This window comes from Cyanobium sp. LEGE 06143 (genome assembly GCF_015207535.1).
In the GTDB taxonomy this organism is placed as follows: domain Bacteria; phylum Cyanobacteriota; class Cyanobacteriia; order PCC-6307; family Cyanobiaceae; genus NIES-981.
The window spans coordinates 1-5,107 of record NZ_JADEWP010000184.1 but is presented as its reverse complement, the minus strand read 5'-3'; the positions used below and the strand labels follow the sequence as shown (position 1 = coordinate 5,107).

At 63.3% G+C, this 5,107-nt stretch carries 8 protein-coding genes and 2 pseudogenes; 6 read left to right on the top strand and 4 right to left on the bottom strand.

Going from position 1 to position 5,107, the window contains the following annotated elements:
• Positions 1-439: 439 nt before the first annotated feature.
• The 4 genes and pseudogenes from IQ216_RS11630 to IQ216_RS11615 all read left to right on the top strand — a co-directional run bounded on the left by IQ216_RS11630 (position 440) and on the right by IQ216_RS11615 (position 1,990).
• Positions 440-727: a nucleotidyltransferase family protein gene (locus IQ216_RS11630; RefSeq protein ID WP_193815579.1), complete on the top strand. Its 288-nt coding sequence runs from the start codon at positions 440-442 to the stop codon at positions 725-727.
• Positions 727-1,060, top strand: a pseudogene (locus IQ216_RS11625) (DUF86 domain-containing protein). The gene IQ216_RS11630 and the pseudogene IQ216_RS11625 overlap by 1 nt, the downstream one beginning before the upstream one ends.
• Before the next feature lie 81 nt (positions 1,061-1,141).
• Entirely contained in the window at positions 1,142-1,579 is a 438-nt protein-coding gene (locus tag IQ216_RS11620; protein WP_228007444.1) for a thermonuclease family protein, read from the top strand.
• 85 nt (positions 1,580-1,664) lie between these two features.
• Positions 1,665-1,990 (top strand): annotated as a pseudogene (locus tag IQ216_RS11615) (AbrB family transcriptional regulator).
• 99 nt (positions 1,991-2,089) lie between these two features.
• On the opposite strand, the gene IQ216_RS11610 reads toward IQ216_RS11615, so the two are convergent.
• Positions 2,090-2,374: a hypothetical protein gene (locus IQ216_RS11610; RefSeq protein WP_193815578.1), complete on the bottom strand. Its 285-nt coding sequence runs from the start codon at positions 2,372-2,374 to the stop codon at positions 2,090-2,092.
• A 203-nt stretch (positions 2,375-2,577) separates the two neighbouring features.
• On the opposite strand from IQ216_RS11610, the gene IQ216_RS11605 reads away from it, so the two are divergent.
• Together IQ216_RS11605 and IQ216_RS11600 are read left to right on the top strand one after the other, a co-directional pair.
• Entirely contained in the window at positions 2,578-2,829 is a 252-nt protein-coding gene (locus IQ216_RS11605) for a hypothetical protein (protein ID WP_193815577.1), read from the top strand.
• On the top strand, positions 2,826-3,230 hold the full coding sequence (locus IQ216_RS11600) for a PPC domain-containing DNA-binding protein (protein WP_193815576.1): 405 nt from the start codon (positions 2,826-2,828) through the stop codon (positions 3,228-3,230). Before IQ216_RS11605 ends, IQ216_RS11600 begins: the two co-directional genes overlap by 4 nt.
• On the opposite strand, the gene IQ216_RS11595 is transcribed toward IQ216_RS11600, so the two are convergent.
• The 3 genes from IQ216_RS11595 to IQ216_RS11585 are packed head-to-tail and all read right to left on the bottom strand — an operon-like array spanning position 3,208 to position 4,523.
• The gene (locus IQ216_RS11595; protein WP_193815575.1) at positions 3,208-3,405 is read right to left on the bottom strand and encodes a hypothetical protein; all 198 of its coding nucleotides are present in this window, start codon (positions 3,403-3,405) and stop codon (positions 3,208-3,210) included. The genes IQ216_RS11600 and IQ216_RS11595 overlap by 23 nt on opposite strands.
• A 25-nt stretch (positions 3,406-3,430) precedes the next feature.
• A complete protein-coding gene (locus IQ216_RS11590) occupies positions 3,431-3,916 on the bottom strand; it encodes a hypothetical protein (RefSeq protein WP_193815574.1) in 486 nt (161 codons plus the stop codon).
• 4 nt (positions 3,917-3,920) lie between these two features.
• Entirely contained in the window at positions 3,921-4,523 is a 603-nt protein-coding gene (locus IQ216_RS11585) for a hypothetical protein (RefSeq protein WP_370566727.1), read from the bottom strand.
• Between the last annotated feature and the right edge of the window lie 584 nt (positions 4,524-5,107).

The window sequence follows — 5,107 nt, the reverse complement described above, 5'->3', positions numbered from 1 at the left end:
GTCGGCACGGTGGCCCACGCGCTCGGCTACAGCACGCCTTTCGCGCTCAGCACGGCGTTCAAGCGGGTGCGCGGCATCAGCCCGCAGGAGCACCGCGCGCGGGCGAGGCCGGCGCCTTGATCTGCAACGCGGAGCGCTGGCTGCTGCCACAGCGGCAGCCATGGCATGCGCAGCCGCAGCCGGCGTGGCAGGGTTCACCATTGGGGTGCCCCTTGGCGCAGGCGCACTTCAACGCGGTTGCTCTCTCCAGGGTCGTGGTCATGGCCTCTCCTTGCTCAGGACAGCTGAACCCACTCTGGAGCCGGCGGCGCTGCGGTGGATCGGTTGGCCGTACTGAAAAGCAAGCCAGACGGATCGATCAATGAATCAGTGGCCATGACCGGGGAAGCAAGCCGAGCAGAGCCGCTTCTCTTAGGCTGCCCGTGGCTTCTGGGCTGCTATGCGCCTCAACGAACTGCTGGCTCAGGCTCCAAGGATCCGAGAGATCGCCATTGAGCACGGCGCCACCAATCTGGCGGCGTTCGGGTCCGTGGCCCGTGATCAGGCCGGACCCGATAGTGATGTGGACCTCCTGGTGGATCTGCCCCCCCGTACCGGCCTGCTGGAGCGCATCGCCCTGAAGCTGGCCCTGGAGGACACGCTGCATTGCCGCGTGGATCTGATTCGCCGCCGCAATCTCAATCCAACCGCACTGGCCTCTGCTGAGCGGGATGCGATTCCCCTGTGATGGAGCCGAGGGACCGTGATGCCCTGGGCGACATCCTGACCGCGATCCGACGGGTTCAAGGCTTTCCCATCCCCGATCGCGAGACGTTCCTGGCCAGTGACGTTCTCCGGGACGCGGTGGTGCGAAATCTCGAGATCATTGGAGAAGCCACCAAGAGGGTTGAGCGACAACTGCCGCCAGCTACATCCGCAGATTCCCTGGCGGGAGATGGCCGGGATGCGGAACGTGCTGATCCACGCCTATGACCGTGTGGATCTCGAGGAGGTGTGGATCACCTTGAGCGAGCAACTGCCTGCTCTCCTGATGGAGATCGAGCCTCTGCTCAGGATGTGATCAGGTGGACCCTGATCAGCGCCGTTGCCCTCATCGCCTGGTGGGGCAACGGCTTCTCTGAGGCCATGGCGCAGGCCCCTAATGGCGCCAATGCCCGCAGCTACCTACAAAGCCGCCTGCGTGACCCTCAGGCCCCAGACCGTGGATCGCTTTGGCCGCACGGTGGCGGAGGTAATCGGGGAGGTGAATCTCAACCTGGCGCTGGTGGAGGTCGGCCAGGCTTTCGTCTATCGGCAGTATCTGAGCGGCTGCGATGCAAGGGTGTATCTGGATGCCGAGTTCCGGGCCAGCCGGCGGCGCCATGGCGTCTGGCAAGTGCCCGGCGGCATCACCCGGCCCTTGGACTTTCGCCGTTCACCGCGCGGGCGCAGGATTGATGACGGCACTACACGCGGCGGCCGCCGCTACCGCTGCAGCGTGATCGGTTCCTATGCCCACGCCCAGCAGCTCCTACGTCAAGGCGACATGTATCTGGATGGAGATGGCGATGGTGAAGCCTGTGAATCCCTGGGCCGCTGAACACAGCCGGCATTCACCCCATCACAGCTCTGGTGATCGCAACTGCAAGCGGTAGTGTATGGACAACGATTAAGCTCCCAAGAATATGCTCTCCGGCCCCGACCTTTTTGTCAAGGTCAACAAACTGGCCAACGCCAGAAAATCGGATTCGTGCGCAAATGTGGCTATATGAGCACCAAGAAAGACGGCGGCGAACGGATGAACTTCACTGCCTTTTACGAAGCCCTGCTGGAGGCCAAGGGGATGCATCTTCACAACAGCAACGACAAGGGCACTGGCAAGGTCAGCCGCAAGCTCAGCTACGAAACGAAGCTGCAGTTCAACGGCAACCTGCTGGTCGGCAAGGCCTACACCGCCCAGCTGGGCCTCGAGCCCGGCGATGAGTTTTAGGTCAAGCTGGGCCGCAAGTAGATCAAGCTCTTTGCCATCGSCSSTGCCGACAAAGACGAGTGAACCGCTATCGGCAGACGCACCGTTCAACGTTTGCTACAGCGGTTTTCCAATGATCCATCAGAACATAACTATTCGTCCTTGGCTGATCTTATGATCGCTGACATGGTTAGCGAGAATGGAGGTCCAGCGTGGGCGAAATGGAGCCATCCCTTTTCCAAGCTTGCGGCCAACAGAAGACGACTGGCATAGATGAATGGTGTCAAGCATCAAATTGCAGGCGCTGGCAAGAAGGACGGGCCTGCCACCAGGGAAGCCATGGAGCCCAGCGTCGCCCATCATCTTGTTGGCGAAATAGCCGCCTTGAGGCCCGCCGCGATTGTCACGATAGGGAATGAAGCGCACTCTTCAATATCAAGCCTAAAACTGTTGCCTGGGATCAAAAGAGGGGATCTCACATTGCAGGGTGCCAGCAATGAAGAAGTTGCCAGGCTTCACTCAGGGCTCGGGCTGTAGTCATGGATCAGAGGGAGTCGTTCCACACCGGTACCACCGCCAGCACCGCTCGGATCCATCATTGGCCCGAAGCTTCTCTCACTGAGCCGGTGGTGAGCCGCCCGCTGGAAATCCGCCCCATTCCGCCATCCGACTGGCCGGAGGTGTGGCACCTCCTGCAGCCGGTGTTCGGCGCCATGCAGTGCAACCTGGTGGTAAGCACCAACACCGCCGGCATCCGCTGCTGGCAGAAAAACGGCTTTCGGGTCGTCGGCACACTGCCGGAGGCGTTCCGGCACTGGCAGCTCGGCTATGTGGATGCCCTGGTGATGTTCAGGACAGTGCTGGAAGGGCCAGGCCCATGAAGGTGGTACCCCTGCGACTCCGACCCCGCGTCGACCTACGCCTGGCGCTCGAGGACTGGATGGGGCAGCAGCGCCAGCAGGCCGGTTGCCTGATCAACGGCATCGGCAGCCACTCGGTGGCCCGGCTGCGGCTGGCCGGCCGGCAGGAGATCACCACCCTGACCGGCGATCTGGAGATCCTCAGCCTGGCCGGCACCCTCTCGCCCGATGGCGCGCACCTCCACATCGCCATCGCCGACAACTCCGGGGCGGTGATCGGCGGCCACCTCTGCGCGGGCTCGCTGGTGCGCACCACCGCCGAGCTGGTGGTGGGCCTGCTGCCGGAGTGGCGGTTCAGCCGGGAACTCGATCCAGCCACCGGCTGGGCCGAGCTGCGGATCAGTCCTCGGGCTCCGGACTGAGAGGCGGTAGCCGCCGCTCCACCTGCAGTAACACCAGCCAGGCCACTCCGGCACTGATCCCGGTGGTCCAGTCGTTACGCAGCAACTCCACCACCGCCACCGTGCTCGCACCGATGCGCAGGCCCCGCAGCAGGAAGCGGCCGAGTTTCTCGAGGGTGTCCCGGTTCACCGCCATGGCCCGGCGCCGGCGCAGAGGTGATTCAGCTTGGCGGAAGCGCGGATGGTGCGGTCACCAGCTGGGCAATCGCCTGCGCAGACACCCCCACCTGCCGAGCAATCAGCACCAGCAGCTGCTCAACCCGGTCCAGGCGTTGCTCCAGGTGCTGCAGCTCAGCCCCGCTGGTCTTGCCACGAGCCGCCAGCGATCCAGACGCCCGGCCCCCCCTGGTGGCCTTGACGGGGAGGGCGCTGCGCAGGGGCGGGCCGTCGGGATGGTTCAGCAGGGCCTCAACTTGCTGATCCTTGGGCCCACTGCTGAGGCCCTTGATGCCCCGCTGCTTGCACAGCCCCCAGAGCGCCTTGATCGATAGGTCCTTGAGGTCGTCCCGGGTGGCCCGAGCCTCGGCCGCCGTTTCGATCAGCGTCGAGGCAGCCGCGGTCTCCGCCGGCACATCGCGCAGTTGCTGCTCCAGGCCCCGGTAGAGGCGGCCATCGGACTGGGCCAGCTCCCGCAGGGTGGCCTTCAAGGTGTCAGCGATCTGGCCCATTCGCCTCCGCCTCCTCGACCCTGGCGGCCATCGAGTGCTCACTGTTGAGCTCGATGGCCGGACTCTCTGGATCCACCTGGTTCACCGGGCCCTGGTGGCCGTTGCCACCGAGGGTGAGGGGCGGCAGATCCTTGGCCTTGTCGAGCAAGGCCTGACGCTTCTGGTCCAGCTCCGTCACCCGGTCCTTGGTGCGCGTCCAGCGGCTGATGAAGCGGATCACCGCCTGCATCAGCCCGCCCAGGTAGGAGCCGCCCTGGAAGCTCTTCCGGCCCAGCTGGTAGCGACCGAACTCGTTGACCAGGTCATCCCCGGCATCCTCGATGTCGCCGGCCAGGGCCGTGACGATCTCAAGCATCTCGTAGACGTCCTTGCGGACCGAGGCCTCACGCCTGGCGAGATCCAGCAACCGCTGCTTGAGGGTGGCGGCTTCCTCGCGGGCCTTGCCGGCCAGGCTGCGGTGCTGGCTGCGGCTGCGGATCGAGCTGCTGTAGCAGCTGCGCAGCTCCAGGTAGGTGCTGTCGAGATCCTCGCGGCTGAGCCTTGTGGGATCCGCAGGGAAGACGGTTGTCGAAGGCAGGAAGACCACACGACGGTCACGGCTGTTCCAATCCTGCCCATGGAATCCTCAGCCTGCAGCAGCGATGAACTGCGTTGTGATGCACTGTGTGAATAGATCGCTGGAGTCGGCTAAAAGCGACGGCCTACTTGCTGCCCATAGATGTAACGACAGTACAATGAATCTTCACACTCTGCATCCAAAAATCGTGACGATCCTGCCGGCTGCAAGGGGGCATGGCTGCCAGCCAGGTGATCAGTCCCCACCCTGAGAGCAGCCCCCTTCAAGGCATGCACGCCTTCGGCTGTTGATGCTTTGACTATGCCGTAACCAGACAGCTGTGGTTTTTCGCAGAAGATCTAATCACTGCCAACGGTTTTGCGCTGACACTTGGGACAGACTTGAACCAAGGCGCCGTTAGGGAGCCTCTGGGCAACGAGCCCTGAAAGTGGGTCCAAGGTTGGAATTTGCTCGGAATGAACAACGTTTGGCGAATCTGAGGTTGGCTTGGCTGATTTCACCCTTTCGGGTGCCAAAATCTGCCCATGTTGGCCGATTCTTTCCCTCGACAGGCACACTGATCTCCTGATCACGTACTGCATAGCAACCTGCGA